The sequence below is a fragment of the Pontibacter sp. HJ8 genome (assembly GCF_054824225.1).
On record NZ_JSYF01000602.1, the window covers coordinates 1 to 844 of the forward strand.

Genomic DNA, 844 nt, shown 5'->3' on the forward strand with positions numbered 1-844 from the left:
AGCTTACTCTCCAGACCGGTACCGGGGTCGCCCTGGCTTGCAATCCCCACTCGTATACCATCTATCTCTATTACAATCAGGAAGTCGACATCGACCGGGATGCTGATGATACTAGGTGCAACAGGGATATAAGCAGGGTAAGTAGCAAGTATGAGGCGTGCTAGTTCACGTATGGTCTGGGACTTTCCCTTGCTAGCGGAGTTCCATACTGATACAATTGTTCTCATAGGGCTGTCTCTAAATGTATCTGGTATCTAACCTATATTTTTGCTTTCGCCTGAACAATTAGATCCTTCATCTGGGAGAAATCTTCTGCAGATAGAAAGAACATGGAGCGGGAATCATACTTTTCAAGCTGCATAAATGTTGACCACTTGTTTTTCGAATCCACGAATGCTCCTCCGCTAAATCCACCTCTTGACGAATATATTACTTCCGTGCTGCCAGCAGCAGGCAAGTTCAATATGTTGCTATTAATGTAATCTATGGCCTTGATAAAGTTTTCAATCTCATCAGAATCCAGAAAGGCTATCTTAGAGTCTGATGAATATGAAGAAGTGGTAATGCCTTCTAGCCTAAGCCCTGACACTGTAGAGTTTTTTATAAGGTCTGTAATCTTTAGTACCTGAACATTAATCCCTTTTACCTTACCTATAGTGACATATTCTTTCTTGATGAGTGATCCTGACTGATCTAGGAAGGTTTCAAGGTTACTTTTAGGCTGAGATGCCTTGTCTGTTACCTTCTCTTGAGCATGAGTAATTGTTGAGACCGATACAGCAATAAATAATGTGAGTAGAAACTTTTTCATATGATATCAATTAAAGTGCTTTTAGATACAGGC

Annotated in this window: 2 protein-coding genes; both read right to left on the reverse strand. The window is 41.0% G+C overall.

Annotation, left to right across the window (positions count from 1 at the left end; all coding sequences use genetic code 11):
• On the reverse strand, positions 1 to 227 hold a 227-nt coding region (locus OB13_RS19920), incomplete at its 3' end, for a hypothetical protein (protein WP_461491936.1).
• Between the two features lie 32 nt (positions 228 to 259).
• Entirely contained in the window at positions 260 to 811 is a 552-nt protein-coding gene (locus tag OB13_RS19925) for a hypothetical protein (RefSeq protein ID WP_461491937.1), read from the reverse strand.
• Positions 812 to 844 lie beyond the last annotated feature (33 nt).